Below are 14,340 nucleotides of genomic sequence, written 5' to 3' on the forward strand. Positions count from 1 at the left end.
ACATAACCGTGGTCATTTAACTTTTCATCTAATGCTGCTACATAAATATCAACATCAGGATGCTCTTCTTGTACTACTTTTACTCCTTCTGGAGCAGCTACGATACACATTAATTTAATTTGTTTCGCACCGCGTTTTTTCAGAGAGTTAATTGCTTCAGCTGCAGAACCACCTGTTGCTAGCATCGGATCTAGTACGATAAAGTCACGCTCTTCTACATCCGTTGGAAGTTTCACATAGTATTCTACCGGTTGCAATGTTTCAGGGTCACGGTATAAACCAACGTGTCCTACTTTTGCTGCTGGAATTAATTTCAGAATTCCATCAACCATTCCTAAACCTGCACGTAAAATCGGAATTAAACCAAGTTTTTTACCAGCGATCACTTTTGTTGTCGCTTTACTTACAGGCGTTTCAATTTCAATGTCTTTAAGTGGAAGGTCGCGAGTAATTTCGAAAGCCATTAAGCTTGCTACTTCGTCCACTAATTCACGAAAATCTTTCGTACCTGTATTCTTATCGCGAATATATGTAATCTTATGTTGAATTAACGGGTGATCAAATACATACAGTTTTCCCATGTGAATCTCTCCTTTAGATGATATTCATGCGTTTGCACGCTTTTTTACACTATTTACGATTGTAAAGAAAACGCTACTAATATTCAAGGGCAAATTTGGCAAAATCATGATTTTACGATGAATCTATCTAGTATCTTTACCAATAATGGAAGCTGTATCCTTCATTATATCGCCAAAATTTATTCATCATTTGTATACATACTTTAAAAACAATATATGTCCTCAAAAAAAACTGCTAAAACAAGTACGTTTCAGCAGTCTTTTTCAATCTATTATAGATCTGTATACATTGGGAATTTGCTCGTTAACGCTTCTACACGCTTACGTGCTTCTTCTAATGCAGCTTCATTTTCATGATTTTTTAATGTATAAGCAATAAGTGCAGCAATTTCATCCATGTCTTCTAAACCGAAACCACGAGATGTTACAGCTGCCGTACCGATACGTACGCCACTTGTTACAAATGGGCTTGCTGTTTCAAATGGGATTGTATTTTTGTTCACTGTAATACCAACTTCATCTAATACGTGCTCTGCTACTTTACCTGTGATTTCTAAGTTACGAACATCAATCAAGATTAAGTGATTGTCTGTTCCACCAGAAACAAGTGTAAGTCCTTCTTTTTGAAGGCCTTCAGCTAAGCGGTTCGCATTATTAATGATATTTTGTGCATATGTTTTAAAGTCATCTTGAAGCACCTCACCAAATGCAACAGCTTTTGCAGCGATTACATGCATAAGTGGGCCACCTTGAATACCAGGGAAGATTGATTTATCAATTTGTTTTGCAAATTGCTCTTCACATAAAATCATACCACCACGCGGGCCACGTAATGTTTTATGTGTTGTTGTTGTAACGAAATGTGCATGTGGTACTGGGTTTGGATGTAAACCAGCAGCTACTAAACCAGCGATATGTGCCATATCAACCATTAAGTATGCGCCCACTTCATCCGCAATCTCACGGAATCGTTTGAAATCGATAACACGAGGGTATGCACTTGCACCTGCTACGATTAATTTTGGTTTATGTTCTTTCGCTTTTGCTAATACATCATCGTAATTAATACGGTGAGAGTCAGCATCCACGCCATATTCTACGAAATTATATTGTACTCCACTGAAGTTAACAGGGCTTCCGTGTGTTAAGTGACCACCATGAGATAAATTCATACCAAGTACTGTATCGCCTTGCTCTAGAATTGTGAAATATACTGCCATGTTCGCTTGTGCACCAGAATGTGGTTGAACATTTACGTGCTCTGCACCGAAAATTTCTTTTACGCGATCACGTGCGATATCTTCTACTACGTCTACGTGTTCACAACCACCGTAGTAACGTTTTCCAGGATATCCTTCAGCATACTTATTCGTTAAAACAGAACCTTGCGCCTCCATTACTGCTTCACTTACGAAGTTCTCCGAAGCGATTAACTCAATCTTTGAACGCTGTCTTCCTAGTTCTGCCTCAATTGCAGCAAATACCTTTTCATCTTGACGTTTTAAATGATCCACCAAAATCCCCCTTTTCTGAACGAATTACATCAATTCCCAACAGTTTTTTCTTATTTATTCAGAAAAAACGAAAATTCAGGTTGTAATTCTTTCGAACCTTCATGTTTTCAACTACATTCTAACATGACTTTCTATATCATAAAAGAAAAAAAAGACCGAAAATCGGTCTTTTCTTTCTTCTATTATAAAGTCAGACAACATACCTTTTATCCTATGATAAAAAGCTGCTATATGACTTCCTCATTTTTCGCATTTAACGGCAAGTAATCGTTTCTTCCTCCGCTGCATAAACAGCACGTGCTCCACCTATTAGTTTTCCACGTGTTTTCGCCATCGTTACATGTGCATTTCCAATTTCCTTCACACTTGTACGAACTGGAACAGCTACATGCTTTAAATGCATACCAATAAATGTATCACCAATATCCATTCCAGCATCCGCTTTAATAAATTCAACTACTACCGGATCTTTCAAATTGTGATACGCATATGTCCCCAATGCACCACCTGCTGATCTAACAGGCGTAACTGTTACAATTTCAAATTGATATTTTATCGCTACTTCTCTCTCAACTACTAAAGCACGGTTTAAATGCTCACAACATTGGAACGCTAACTCAATACCTGTTTGCTCTTGAAATTGTTTTAACTCAGAAAAAATCGCCTCTGCTACTTCCATCGTTCCTGATGTTCCAATTCTTTCTCCTAGCACTTCGCTCGTGCTACACCCCACTACAAAAATTTGACCACTTTGCAATGAAGCTTGTTCTTGGAAATCAGAAAGCGATATTTGTAGCTGTTCTCTTACCTTTACGATTTCTGTCATTACGCCTCTTCCTTTCACAGGTTGGTTCACCAAATTATATTTCACACTACTGATAGTTAGAATCTATTACTTTGTTTCGTATGTTTTAATTTTTCCTACGCGGTTTTCGTGACGGCCACCTTCATAGTCAGTTGTTAACCAAATTTTTGCGATATCACGCGCTAGACCAGCACCAATTACACGCTCGCCCATCGCTAGCATGTTAGTGTCATTATGCTCTCTCGTTGCTTTCGCACTGAAAGTATCATGAACTAACGCACAACGAATACCGTTTACTTTGTTTGCCGCGATTGACATACCGATGCCTGTCCCACAAACTAAAATACCACGATCCACTTCACCATTTGCTACCATTTCCGCTGCTGGAAATGCAAAATCAGGGTAATCAACAGAACCAGCTTCACATTCACAACCTAAATCAATATATTCAATATTTAATTCTTCTAATAAACTTACAAGTTCTTTACGGATATTCATACCGCCGTGATCAGATGCTATTACTACTTTCATTTTTACCCCTCCAAAGTTTCAACCAATTATCTTCATTTCACACTCGCTACCTCAATAGGACGAAGTGATCTCCAATATCGTATTATACACGAAACATCAACCCTCTGAATGTTTTTTCAGTAAAGTTTGTACAAGTTTTTCCATCTCATCTAACGTTTCTTTATAAATAGAAAGCGATCCTCCAAAAGGATCTGAAATGTCTTTACCTATACCTTCAGTTAGTCCATATAATGTATTCAACTTCTTTTCAACACTCGGATAGTGACCAAGTACAATTTGCTTATGATTTTCTGTCATCGTTACGACAATATCAGCCCAATCAAGCAAAGCTTCATTTACCTGCTGCGCGGCATGATCGATTGAAATTCCTTTTTCAGCTAAAGCTTCCTTCGCATATATCGATGCATCGCTTCCAGGATAGGCGAAAACACCAGCAGATTGCACTTCAAACTTATCTCCTCCATGATGACGAAGTAACGCCTCAGCCATCGGACTACGACATGTATTGCCAGTGCAAACAAATAACACTCGTTTCATCCAAACCCACCCCTTATATTGTATCTTTTCCCTTTAATAATAGCTTACATTAGGATGGAACAAAAGAAATGTGAATATACAAAAGGCGCATTTTTCTAAGAAAAATGCGCCTATCCACATATATGTGAAACCCTATTTCCAAGTGCCTAGAGTATTTTAACATACCTACTAAACATACAACAAAAAATAAGGAATCCATTTCATATGAAACGGATTCCTTTTATACAACAATTATTTCATTGTAACTTTCATTACTTCTGTTGAACCTTTTGTAGCTGTTACACCTACAGTTGTCTTAATAGAATCAGCTGCATCTGTGTTTGTAATAACGATTGGAGTAATTGTGCTTTTCGCTTTTTCACGGATTAATTCTAAGTCGAATGAGATTAATTTATCTCCAGCTTTTACAGCTTGTCCTTCAGAAACGTGAGCTTCGAAACCTTCGCCTTCCATTTTTACAGTTTCTAATCCAACGTGGATTAAAATTTCTGTACCGTTTTTCGCTTTAATTCCGATAGCATGTTTCGTGTGGAATAATTGTACGATTTCACCATCAACTGGAGATACAACTACACCTTCAGTAGGATCGATTGCAACACCGTCACCCATCATACGACCAGCGAATACTGGATCTGGTACTTCTTCAATATTTTTCACTGCTCCAGTTAATGGAGCTACAATTGTTTCTTCATTTGTTTTTGAACCAAGACCGAATAATTTTTTAAACATAGGATAGTCCTCCTTATAATTTACCTAAAAGTTTATAGGGCAATCCCTAGTAAAGCTCGGGATACATGTAAGACTTCATACTTCGAATATTATACTGTAAAAACGCTTTCGAAATAAATTACGTCATTACTAATAGACTCTTATTGTAGCGCTTCACAAAATTCCAGTCAATTCTGATTGTCTGAATAACAATAAGAAGTTAACTTCTACTTATATTTTCTCTTTTTTCGACCAACTTGTCTAGAGGTCTTTACTACATTTTATTTTTTGTCGTTAATTTGTAAAATTTAATTCAAACTTTTTTCGAAATTCACTTGACTAAAGTAAGTAACTATTTTATTATTACTTACATAAGGTAAGTTAATAAACTTTCAGGAGGTTTTCAAAAATGATGGATTTCGGTCTTCTTATTATTCGTCTTATTATAGGAATTACATTCATGGGTCATGGTGCTCAAAAATTATTCGGTTGGTTCGGTGGTTATGGCTTAAAAGGAACAGGCGGTTGGATGGAATCAATCGGTTTACGCCCTGGTGTATTTATGGCATTTATGGCTGGTGCAACTGAATTACTAGGTGGTTTCTTATTCGCATCAGGTATTTTCACTGTAATTGGTTCATTATTTATCGTTGGAACAATGTTAATGGCAATCTTCACTGTTCACGGAAAAAATGGTTACTGGGTAACACAAGACGGATTTGAATATAATTTAATGTTAATCGCTGTCGCTGTTGGTGTCGCTTTAATCGGGCCTGGCGCATACGTTTTACTTTAATATTTATCTCAATTTCAAGATGTTTACTTAAAAAGAGATTACTTCAGTATAATTGAGGTAATCTCTTTTTTACATCATTAAAAAAATATTATTTCCAGCAGGAGTTTCCCACTAACATCTTGTAAACAAACAATAAGTCGTCATATTCAGAAGGGAGATTTTAAACATGTTATCAATTAATCCAAATGAACAAACGGAAAAAGAGAATTACAAATTATTAACGGGCAGCATTATTCCACGTCCCGTCGCATTCGTTACTTCTATAACAAAAGACGGTGTATTAAATGGAGCGCCTTATAGTTATTTCAATATTGTTGCTGCTAATCCACCACTTATTTCAGTTTCTGTACAACGAAAAGCAGGAACACCGAAAGATACTTCCCGAAACGCAATGGAACAAGGAGAGTTTGTTGTACATATTTCTGACGAATCTTACATAGAAGCGATTAACGAAACAGCAGCTAACCTTCCGCCAAACGAGAGTGAAATCGAACTAGCAAAACTAACACCAATTAAAAGTGACGTCATCTCTGTTCCAGGTGTGAAAGAAGCGAACATTCGAATGGAATGCGTACTAGAACGCGCAATCCCTCTTGGCGGAACGGAAGACTCACCAGCTTGCGATCTACTAATCGGACGCATCGTTCGTTTCCACATCGCAGAACACCTATACGAAAAAGGCCGCATTCACGCAGAAGGACTAAAACCAGTAAGCCGTCTAGCAGGACACAACTATGCAAAATTAGGAGAACAATTTGAATTGGTTAGGCCAATTTAAAAGTGGAAGCGGCTCGCTCAGAATGGGAGGGGGATGGAGCTTCTGACGTAGAGGCGCTTTTTGCCTCGCAGGAAGACGCGAAGCCACCGACCATTCTAGCCGCTGGAACTGGATAATATTTTAAAAGCGGAAGCGGCTCGCCCAGAATCGCAGAGCATTGGAGCTCTCGACCTTGAAGCGCTTTTTGCTTCATGCGAGAGAGCGAAATGACCGGAGATTCTAGCCGCTGGAGCTGGATATATTTTAAAGCGAAGGTAACTTAATTACTTCCATCACTCAATGATAAAATCCCCCGCTAAGAAGCGGGGGATTTTATTTTTATAATTCTTCCTTCTTTTCCTCTAAAGTAGGCAATTTCTCTTTTTTCGGTTTCCCAAGCTTAATTACTAAGAAATATAGGGAAAGCAATGTAATAAGAAAAACAATTAAAAACGGGTATGGAGAATAAAAAGTACGCGCTGCCTCAGTCTTCCCCGCAACAAACTTCAATGACTCAATATCTAAAAACTCAGCAAACATTTGTACACCGAGCATACTAAACCAAAAAACAAAAAAACTAATAATAATACCAAAAACTTGCTTCAATCTCGTCATTCATCTCATCCTTTCTATATCTGTAATTTTTAGTGCAATAAATATAGTACAAACAAAATATGCACAGAAAGGAACCATCTCACCATTCACAAATTAACTTAATCCAACCTAACATCGAAATTTGCAAAATAATACCCCAAATTATAAGTCTTCTTAGCCATCGAGGAAAGAAGGTTAAAAACTTAACATACCATTCCAATAGCGTGTTCATAATTCCCTCCTACATAAAATTATATAGGAAAAAGGATATATAATCCAAATCCAACCAGAATGATACCACCTACTATCTCACCATATGTACCGAGTATACTTTTCGCATGTCTACCAATTAATAAACCAAACCACGCTAATAACATACTAATAAATCCAAAAAGTAATATTGTAATAATCGTCTGTGCTCCGTAAATACCAAGACTAAGGCCTACCGAAAAGCTATCTATACTGACGCCAAATGCAAATACAAATAAACTAATTCCAATAGGAGCAGTTCTAGTCTCTTCGTTTTCTAAAATAGACGAATATACGATATAAAACCCTAGACCAATTAATAAAATAGCACCTGCAAAATGTGCAATGTCCCCATACTTCTCTGATAAAAAACGACCTAATACCATTCCTATAAATGGCATGATAATATGAAAAATCCCTATCGTCATACCGATATACAGGATTTGTCTTAACTTTAAGGTCATCATCCCCATACCAAGACTCACCGAAAACGCATCCATCCCTAAGGCGAATGCCATAATTATTAAAGGTATTAGCTGTTCAAACGTCATTCATGTCCCTCCTCGGACGTGCTACTTCAAAATATGCTTATCCGAGGAGAAATATTCTGTTTGCTAATCGTACCTTATCATTCAGTAATAATATGATGTCCTGCCGCTTTTGTTAAGCGATTCATAATTGCATTCCCTATTCCGTCATTCGGGAACGACTCACTAAAAATAACATCCACTTCACTTGCATCAAACGTTCTAAGTACATCATATAATTTGGTCGCAACGCTAGCTAAATCACTTCGCATACCACAAGATAATACGACATCTGCACTATATACATGCTGATACTCTTCTGTCGTTAATACACCTACTTTAAATCCTTCTTCCTTCTTCTTATCCACAAGACGCTGAATAAACTCACGTGATCCTTCAACAATACTAAGTGGCGCTTTCGGTGCATAATGTGTATATTTCATTCCAGGTGATTTCGGTTTTTCCTTCTCATCCTTTAAAGCTGGATCTAAAGAAACAGTACCTATTACTGCTTCCAATTGTTCTTTCGTAATCCCGCCTGGACGTAAAATTGTTGGAATCTCACTTGTACAATCGATTACAGTTGATTCAACGCCTACTCCCGTTGCCCCACCATCAACAATACCTGCAATCTTTCCATTCAAATCTTCATATACGTGAGAAGCTAACGTCGGGCTTGGACGCCCTGAACGATTCGCACTCGGTGCTGCAACCGGTACATTCGCCTCCTCAATAAGAGCGAGCGCTACTGGATGATCCGGCATTCTTACTCCAACCGTATTAAGACCTGCCGTCACCTTCTCAGAAATACCTTCTTTTCTTGGCAAAATAATCGTTAATGGTCCTGGCCAAAAGTGTTCCATTAACTTCTCCGCAACCGGTGGAATTTCATTTACAATCCCATCTAACTGAGATTTTGTACCTATGTGAACAATAAGTGGATTATCACTTGGTCTCCCTTTTGCTTCAAAAATTTTCGCAATTGCTTCATCATTCATCGCGTTTGCACCTAGCCCATATACCGTTTCCGTAGGGAAGGCAACCGCTTCGTTTTCTCTTAATAGTCTTGCTGCTTCTTGTAACTGTGGATAATATTTTTTTCTTTCCACAACATTATCCACAACCCACATATTTGTGTGCATTTTTTTCCACGTCCTTTTCTACCCTGAAATACTTGTCTATTTTTAGTTTACTATGAGATTTATCCAAAAGACAAACAAGGTTTATCCACAAAATGTGGATAAACCTAATTAATCCGTGGATAACTTTGTGAATAGCTGACAATTTAGTATTATTGCATTCGGCTCTTTTATATTTTTACAAAAGTGTTCTAGCTGTCGAATTCCCTCTGGCACTTTCTCTCTCTCTATAGTGACAAAGTCAAAAAACTGAAAGATTGTTATAGATTGTGGATGATTTGTTAGTAAGTACAATTGTCGAATATTTTTTTCTTTCATATACTGCAAAAACATTTCAAAAAAATATAAGAAAGTCTGTTTATCCACATGAGGTGTGAATAAACAAGAACGAATAAGTGCATTTTCTTCACTTTGTTCATATCCAATTACAGCTCGTATTTCTTCCGCCTCTTCCAAAATCATAAATTGTGCGTATAACTCATTTATTTTATCATCTTTTTTATTAGCTTGTCCGAAAAACGAATGTAATCTTTCTACATCCTCTTTCGTAGCAAAATACACTTTCTTCATAATAAATCCCTCCTCATCTTTATATATGAGAAGGGACTTGTTAATAGTACTATTTAGAAAATAAAGATGTAAAAGCTTCTACAATAAATAATTTAACTTCTGGCTTTTTTTCTTCCTCTTCCACTTGTACATACTCATTTTGTTTTTCTTGCTTTTTCTCCACAGGATTCTCCACTTTTTCCACTGTTTTTGTTTCTTCTTTACTTACAGGCTGTTCTTCTACTTTTATTTCACTTTTTACTACTTTCTTTTCAGAAGCTGTTACCTTTTTTGCTACTTCCTGTTTTACAACTTTCTTTTCCTTCACCTTATCCTCTTCTATCTTTGGTGAATCGACTATATCCCCTTCAGCTTGTTCCACTTGATCTTCTTCAGGAGATTCAGCCTTCACAACATGCTCTTCTTTTCTTACAGCTGTACCACTTGAAAAATCTAAGAAACACATTGGAGGAAATAACACACACCACCAATTCGCCCCTTCACCTTTTCCAATTGTAATGAGTACCGCTTCATATTCTCCTGCTGGATAAATAAAATTCCCATATACCTTTGTAGGAAACTTTACATTCTTACCAAATTTCACTTGGAATGACTCTGTACTGCCTTCCTTTTTTAGCGTGTGTTTCACTGTTTTTTCGATTTCTGGAATATGACTTTGAATTACCTTTCGCGCCTCTTCAAATGACGTTAAATCTGCTACCCATCCATCAATTTGCGCTTTTACTTCATCGCGTACTTTACGCTTTAACGCCTGATCTTTATCTGAATCACTATTTGCTAAAATTCGTAATCGAACGGCCTCTTTCGGAATAACAGAAGGCCCTTTCGCATCAGCTTTCATATATCCAAACTGCACAAGTAACTGTGCACCAATTAATAATAGAAGAAGATAAGCAATAACTTGTTTTTTCATTTCCTCCACCGTCCCCTCTACAAACAGTGTGGACAGACTTTCATCTTTCTAAACTATTAAATTCAAAATCTATATGAATTTTCCCCACAAAAAAATAGAGTAAGGTGTGAACCTTACTCCATCTCTGCAAATACCATACGATCTTTTCCGTTAATATCAAAAACAACTTCAACATGAGCATGCGGAAAGGCTTGTTGTAACAATTCCTTTACATCCTCACCTTGCCCTACTCCAATTTCAAATGCCACAATTGCTTTCTTCTGCAACACGTTCGGCAATTCTTCCATAAAACGGCGATAGAAATCTAATCCATCTTCACCGCCAACAAGTGCTCTCTTTGGTTCATGCTCTTTCACAACAGGAGAAAGACCACGCCAATCCTCTTCTGGTATATATGGAGGGTTTGAAACGACAACATCTAACTTTTGATCTATTTTATAAAATGGTGACAATAAATCACCGTGATAGAACGTTACTTCTGCACCCAAAGATTTTGCATTTTCTTTTGCAACTTCAATCGATTCTCTTGCAATATCTACCGTATACACATGAAGATTTTTATTTTCTAAAGCGAGCGTAATAGAAATTGCTCCACTACCTGTACCAATATCCGCTACATGAAGTTTCTCATTACCAAAGTGACGCTCAATTCGCTCTAGCACTCCTACTATAAGCTCTTCCGTTTCAGGCCTTGGTATTAATACCTCTTCATTCACAAAAAACGAGCGTCCATAAAACATTTCATAACCGAGCATATATTGGATTGGAATACCTTTCACGTGCTTGTGGATAAATTCTACAAAACTTTTCTCTTGTTCCGCGGTTATCTCTTCACGCATATTCATGAGCATCCCTGTTCTGTTCGTCTTTAATACATGACAAAGGACAAGTTCTCCCGCATTTTCATCTCGTCCATTTTCCTGTAAAAAAGAAGAAGCCCATTTCAGGGCTTCATAGACACGCATTACTCAGCTGCCTCCATCTTTTGCGCCTGATCTTCCATCACTAAGGCATTGATGAAATCATCTAACTTACCTTGTAGGATTTGATCTAGCTTTTGAATCGTTAAGCCGATTCGATGGTCAGTTACACGGTTTTGCGGGAAGTTATACGTACGAATACGCTCTGAACGGTCTCCCGTACCAACAGCTTGTTTACGGTTTTGATCGTACTCAGCTTGCGCTTCTTGTCTGAATTTATCATAAACACGTGCACGTAATACTTTCATTGCTTTTTCTTTATTCTTAATCTGTGATTTCTCATCCTGACAAGATACAACTACACCAGTCGGTAAATGCGTTAAACGTACCGCTGACATCGTTGTATTAACGCTCTGTCCACCAGGACCACTAGAAGCAAATGTATCAACACGAACATCTTTTTCATGAATAGTAATTTCTACTTCTTCTGCCTCTGGTAATACAGCTACAGTTGCTGTAGATGTATGAATACGTCCACCAGATTCCGTTTCAGGAACACGTTGTACACGGTGAGCACCATTCTCGAATTTCAGCTTCGCGAAAGCACCTTTACCGTTAATCATAAAGATAATCTCTTTATATCCACCTAACTCTGTATAGCTCGCTTCGATAATTTCAGTTTTCCAACCTTGCACCTCAGCATAACGGCTATACATACGATATAAATCACCAGCAAATAAAGCTGCCTCATCACCACCAGCAGCACCACGAACCTCCACGATAACGTTTTTATCATCATTAGGGTCTTTTGGAACAAGTAAAATTTTCAGACGTTCTGATAATGTTTTCTCTTGTCCTTCTAATTCAGAGACTTCTTCCTTAACCATTTCACGCATATCAGCGTCTAACTTATCTTCTAACATTGCTTTTGCATCTCGTAATTGCTCACGAACATCTTTATACTCACGGTACACCTCTACCGTTTCTTGCATATCAGATTGTTCTTTTGAATACTCACGAAGCTTATTTGTATCGCTAATAACCTCTGGGTCACTTAACAATTCATTTAACTTCTCATAACGATCTTCTACAGCTTGCAAACGATCTAACACATCATTCACCTCTACATCCTAGTATCTAATACAAATAGTATATGGTACTTACTCAAAAAAACGCAAATTATATTTAAAAGCGCAAGCGGCTTGCACCACTCATTCTCTCTATTTTGAAAAAAACCCGCCCTACAAAGCGAGTTTTACTTATTTTTGTTTGCAGGAACTGCATGACAATGACGACAACGTGGTTCGTACGATTCTGAAGCTCCAACTAAAATAATCGGATCATTAAATGCCGCCGGCTCTCCATCAATTAATCGTTGTGTACGACTTGCCGGAGATCCACATGCAGAACATACTGCTTGCAGTTTTGTTACGTGTTCAGCAATCGCCATCAGCTGAGGAACTTGTCCAAATGGTAGACCACGGAAATCTTGGTCTAAACCAGCTACAATGACACGATAGCCACGATTTGCCAATACTTGCACCACTTCCACAATGTCCCCATCAAAAAATTGCACCTCATCGATTGCAATAACATCCAACTCTTCTGTAATATGTTCAAATATATCCTTTGAAGCTGAAACAGGAACTGCTTTTACCTTTAATCCGTTATGTGATACAACATCTTCTTCACTATAACGATTATCAATACATGGTTTAAATACAATTGCATGTTGTTTCGCAAATTGCGTGCGGCGCACACGGCGGATTAGCTCTTCTGATTTACCAGAAAACATACTACCACAAATCACTTCAATCCAGCCATTTTGATTTATTAAGTACATGAAGCTCTCCTTTCATCTACTTTTTAGTTAAAAGTAGGGTAAAGGTATAATATTTTCGCAAAAAAAACAGACAAGCGAATACATACACTTGCCTGTTTTATGTTTTTATTACTTGATACCGTATTTCTTATTGAAGCGATCAACGCGTCCGTCTGCAGTAGCAAACTTCTGACGTCCAGTGTAGAATGGGTGAGAATCAGAACTGATCTCAACTTTTAGTAATGGATAAGTGTTACCATCTTCCCACTCAACAGTTTCGCTAGAGCCTTTAGTAGACCCGCTTAAGAATTTGAAGCCTGTGTTTGTGTCCATGAATACAACTTTCTTGTAATCTGGGTGAATTCCTGCTTTCATTCTTTTCATCTCCTTCCGCCCTGAATCATTTTCGAAACAGAGTTTTTCATCTTCAGCTGCATACACAACTATATTGATGAAACACATATGATGAAATTATAACAAGGCTAACTTCATTTTGCAACTACCTGTTTTTGTCTTTTTAAATTAAAAGTGGAGACGGCTCGTTCAGCTCTGACTGGCTAAGGTTCTCTCGCACAAAAGGTGCTCTTTACCTTTAGTGCGGGAGGTTCTTAGACACGAAGAGCTAGCCGTCGGAACTAGATACAATTTAAAAGCATAAGCGGCTCGTTCAGAATCCAGGACACTTCAAACTCTCGACCTTGAAGCGCCTTTTGCTTCGAGAGAGTGAAATGACCGGAGATTCTAGCCGCTGGAGCTGGATATTATCTTAAAGTGGAGGTGGCTTGCTTAGCTCTGGCTAAGGTTCTTTCGCCCTAAAGATGCTTTTTACCTTTCGGGCGGAAGGTTCTTAGATGCGAAGAGCTAGCCGCCAGAACTGGATACAATTTAAAAGCGCAAGCGGCTCGTTCAGCTCTGACTGGCTAAGGTTCTCCCACTTACTTCTCCCTTTAACATCACCTAAAAAACATAAAAAAACTCGCTTACTACGAAATAAGCGAGTCCCAATCTTTTCCCTTTACTTAGTTGTTACATACCTTTTCGAGTCTGCAACAATGTTTTGTAAAAATTCTTCATTTGTCTTTGTTTGACGAAGTTTACGTAAGAAACCTTCAACGAAGTCTGGTGTATCACGCATTGTTTTACGAATACCCCACAACTTGTCTAAATGCTCTTTCGGAATTAATAGATCTTCTTTACGCGTACCAGAGCGACGAATATCAATCGCTGGGAAGATACGACGCTCAGCTAATGAGCGATCTAAGTGAAGTTCCATATTTCCAGTTCCTTTAAATTCCTCGTAAATTACATCGTCCATACGAGACCCTGTATCAACGAGCGCTGTTGCTAAAATCGTTAAGCTACCGCCCTCTTCAATAT

17 protein-coding genes and 1 pseudogene are annotated in these 14,340 nt (G+C 37.9%); 2 read left to right on the forward strand and 16 right to left on the reverse strand.

Going from position 1 to position 14,340, the window contains the following annotated elements; all coding sequences use genetic code 11:
• From upp to JDS92_RS27040, 6 genes are all read right to left on the reverse strand, one after another.
• Positions 1-581, reverse strand: a 581-nt coding sequence (upp, locus tag JDS92_RS27015) for a uracil phosphoribosyltransferase (protein ID WP_199632818.1), incomplete at its 3' end; no start/stop codon positions are given.
• A 272-nt stretch (positions 582-853) separates the two neighbouring features.
• The gene (gene glyA, locus JDS92_RS27020; protein WP_000349812.1) at positions 854-2,095 is read right to left on the reverse strand and encodes a serine hydroxymethyltransferase; all 1,242 of its coding nucleotides are present in this window, start codon (positions 2,093-2,095) and stop codon (positions 854-856) included.
• 253 nt (positions 2,096-2,348) lie between these two features.
• Positions 2,349-2,939, reverse strand: a complete 591-nt coding sequence (locus JDS92_RS27025) for a TIGR01440 family protein (RefSeq protein ID WP_002045951.1) — start codon at positions 2,937-2,939, stop codon at positions 2,349-2,351.
• A gap of 48 nt (positions 2,940-2,987) precedes the next feature.
• On the reverse strand, positions 2,988-3,431 hold the full coding sequence (rpiB, locus tag JDS92_RS27030; protein WP_000869542.1) for a ribose 5-phosphate isomerase B: 444 nt from the start codon (positions 3,429-3,431) through the stop codon (positions 2,988-2,990).
• Between the two features lie 96 nt (positions 3,432-3,527).
• Positions 3,528-3,968 carry a low molecular weight protein arginine phosphatase gene (locus tag JDS92_RS27035; RefSeq protein WP_000832365.1) on the reverse strand — a complete coding sequence of 147 codons (441 nt, stop codon included), beginning with the start codon at positions 3,966-3,968 and terminating at the stop codon, positions 3,528-3,530.
• 231 nt (positions 3,969-4,199) lie between these two features.
• Positions 4,200-4,697 carry a PTS sugar transporter subunit IIA gene (locus tag JDS92_RS27040; protein ID WP_063222518.1) on the reverse strand — a complete coding sequence of 166 codons (498 nt, stop codon included), beginning with the start codon at positions 4,695-4,697 and terminating at the stop codon, positions 4,200-4,202.
• 388 nt (positions 4,698-5,085) lie between these two features.
• Here JDS92_RS27040 and JDS92_RS27045 point away from each other — a divergent pair, with 388 nt between their 5' ends.
• Positions 5,086-5,472 carry a DoxX family protein gene (locus JDS92_RS27045; protein ID WP_000968621.1) on the forward strand — a complete coding sequence of 129 codons (387 nt, stop codon included), beginning with the start codon at positions 5,086-5,088 and terminating at the stop codon, positions 5,470-5,472.
• Between the two features lie 166 nt (positions 5,473-5,638).
• The gene (locus JDS92_RS27050; RefSeq protein ID WP_098912000.1) at positions 5,639-6,250 is read left to right on the forward strand and encodes a flavin reductase family protein; all 612 of its coding nucleotides are present in this window, start codon (positions 5,639-5,641) and stop codon (positions 6,248-6,250) included.
• A 318-nt stretch (positions 6,251-6,568) separates the two neighbouring features.
• Here JDS92_RS27050 and JDS92_RS27055 read toward each other — a convergent pair whose 3' ends face one another.
• The 10 genes and pseudogenes from JDS92_RS27055 to JDS92_RS27100 form a co-directional block, all read right to left on the reverse strand.
• Positions 6,569-6,844 (reverse strand): DUF3935 domain-containing protein, encoded by a 276-nt coding sequence (locus tag JDS92_RS27055; RefSeq protein WP_000197483.1) that lies wholly within the window; start codon positions 6,842-6,844, stop codon positions 6,569-6,571.
• 230 nt (positions 6,845-7,074) lie between these two features.
• Complete coding sequence (locus JDS92_RS27060) at positions 7,075-7,623, reverse strand: manganese efflux pump MntP (RefSeq protein ID WP_097999790.1); 549 nt, start codon at positions 7,621-7,623, stop codon at positions 7,075-7,077.
• 77 nt (positions 7,624-7,700) lie between these two features.
• A complete protein-coding gene (locus JDS92_RS27065) occupies positions 7,701-8,741 on the reverse strand; it encodes an L-threonylcarbamoyladenylate synthase (protein ID WP_016107303.1) in 1,041 nt (346 codons plus the stop codon).
• A gap of 108 nt (positions 8,742-8,849) precedes the next feature.
• Positions 8,850-9,308 carry a GNAT family N-acetyltransferase gene (locus tag JDS92_RS27070; RefSeq protein WP_000758449.1) on the reverse strand — a complete coding sequence of 153 codons (459 nt, stop codon included), beginning with the start codon at positions 9,306-9,308 and terminating at the stop codon, positions 8,850-8,852.
• A 49-nt stretch (positions 9,309-9,357) separates the two neighbouring features.
• Positions 9,358-10,221, reverse strand: coding sequence for a stage II sporulation protein R (spoIIR, locus tag JDS92_RS27075; RefSeq protein WP_199632819.1), 864 nt, complete (start codon positions 10,219-10,221; stop codon positions 9,358-9,360).
• Positions 10,222-10,334: 113 nt separating this feature from the next.
• Positions 10,335-11,186, reverse strand: coding sequence for a peptide chain release factor N(5)-glutamine methyltransferase (prmC, locus tag JDS92_RS27080; protein ID WP_001267074.1), 852 nt, complete (start codon positions 11,184-11,186; stop codon positions 10,335-10,337).
• The gene (gene prfA / locus JDS92_RS27085) at positions 11,186-12,253 is read right to left on the reverse strand and encodes a peptide chain release factor 1 (protein WP_000887062.1); all 1,068 of its coding nucleotides are present in this window, start codon (positions 12,251-12,253) and stop codon (positions 11,186-11,188) included. Before prfA ends, prmC begins: the two co-directional genes overlap by 1 nt.
• A gap of 143 nt (positions 12,254-12,396) precedes the next feature.
• A complete protein-coding gene (locus JDS92_RS27090) occupies positions 12,397-12,984 on the reverse strand; it encodes a thymidine kinase (protein WP_000280853.1) in 588 nt (195 codons plus the stop codon).
• A gap of 108 nt (positions 12,985-13,092) precedes the next feature.
• Positions 13,093-13,338, reverse strand: coding sequence for a type B 50S ribosomal protein L31 (locus JDS92_RS27095; RefSeq protein ID WP_000643435.1), 246 nt, complete (start codon positions 13,336-13,338; stop codon positions 13,093-13,095).
• Between the two features lie 640 nt (positions 13,339-13,978).
• A pseudogene (locus JDS92_RS27100) lies at positions 13,979-14,340 on the reverse strand (transcription termination factor Rho); the annotation flags it as partial.

It is taken from the genome of Bacillus cereus group sp. N12, assembly GCF_016483575.1.
GTDB lineage: Bacteria > Bacillota > Bacilli > Bacillales > Bacillaceae_G > Bacillus_A > Bacillus_A toyonensis.

What these genes read in the sequence shown, in the direction of transcription:
- spoIIR (WP_199632819.1), bottom strand. Translation starts at nt 10,221, where the DNA reads ATGAAAAAACAAGTTATTGCTTATCTTCTTCTATTATTAATTGGTGCA.
- JDS92_RS27040 (WP_063222518.1), bottom strand. Translation starts at nt 4,697, where the DNA reads ATGTTTAAAAAATTATTCGGTCTTGGTTCAAAAACAAATGAAGAAACA.
- JDS92_RS27090 (WP_000280853.1), bottom strand. Translation starts at nt 12,984, where the DNA reads ATGTACTTAATAAATCAAAATGGCTGGATTGAAGTGATTTGTGGTAGT.
- JDS92_RS27035 (WP_000832365.1), bottom strand. Translation starts at nt 3,968, where the DNA reads ATGAAACGAGTGTTATTTGTTTGCACTGGCAATACATGTCGTAGTCCG.
- JDS92_RS27045 (WP_000968621.1), top strand. Translation starts at nt 5,086, where the DNA reads ATGATGGATTTCGGTCTTCTTATTATTCGTCTTATTATAGGAATTACA.
- rpiB (WP_000869542.1), bottom strand. Translation starts at nt 3,431, where the DNA reads ATGAAAGTAGTAATAGCATCTGATCACGGCGGTATGAATATCCGTAAA.
- JDS92_RS27095 (WP_000643435.1), bottom strand. Translation starts at nt 13,338, where the DNA reads ATGAAAGCAGGAATTCACCCAGATTACAAGAAAGTTGTATTCATGGAC.
- JDS92_RS27050 (WP_098912000.1), top strand. Translation starts at nt 5,639, where the DNA reads ATGTTATCAATTAATCCAAATGAACAAACGGAAAAAGAGAATTACAAA.
- JDS92_RS27070 (WP_000758449.1), bottom strand. Translation starts at nt 9,308, where the DNA reads ATGAAGAAAGTGTATTTTGCTACGAAAGAGGATGTAGAAAGATTACAT.
- JDS92_RS27065 (WP_016107303.1), bottom strand. Translation starts at nt 8,741, where the DNA reads ATGCACACAAATATGTGGGTTGTGGATAATGTTGTGGAAAGAAAAAAA.
- prmC (WP_001267074.1), bottom strand. Translation starts at nt 11,186, where the DNA reads ATGCGTGTCTATGAAGCCCTGAAATGGGCTTCTTCTTTTTTACAGGAA.
- JDS92_RS27055 (WP_000197483.1), bottom strand. Translation starts at nt 6,844, where the DNA reads ATGACGAGATTGAAGCAAGTTTTTGGTATTATTATTAGTTTTTTTGTT.
- JDS92_RS27060 (WP_097999790.1), bottom strand. Translation starts at nt 7,623, where the DNA reads ATGACGTTTGAACAGCTAATACCTTTAATAATTATGGCATTCGCCTTA.